This is a genomic window from Erwinia sp. PME.40.26/001 (assembly GCF_055556675.1).
This window is the reverse complement of record NZ_JBVHNP010000451.1, coordinates 1-234: the sequence shown is the minus strand read 5'-3', so window position 1 is coordinate 234 and position 234 is coordinate 1. Positions and strand designations below refer to the sequence as shown.

The 234-nt window shown below is 59.8% G+C and carries 1 protein-coding gene; it reads right to left on the bottom strand.

Annotated elements, in window-relative coordinates; genetic code table 11:
• A partial coding sequence (locus ACZ3HG_RS24940) for a Pycsar system effector family protein (RefSeq protein ID WP_465335241.1) occupies positions 1–220 on the bottom strand: 220 nt, incomplete at its 3' end.
• Positions 221–234: the final 14 nt, after the last annotated feature.

Below are 234 nucleotides of genomic sequence, written 5' to 3'. Positions count from 1 at the left end.
ACACTGACCACTTCACGAGGTAGTGCTTCTTCCACGCGACGTGAGCCAGGACGACCAACTGGCGGGACAACACTTCCAGCGCGGGCTGACACAGCTCCTCCTGCAGAGCCTCCGGTTTCCAATACCGCGTGTGGCCGAAGTAGATGAAGTCCTCCATCGCCTTCCGGCTTGGGTGCTTACTCCTCACACGAGGCACGATCGCCCACACCGACGTGACGATCGCGATGAAGAGAA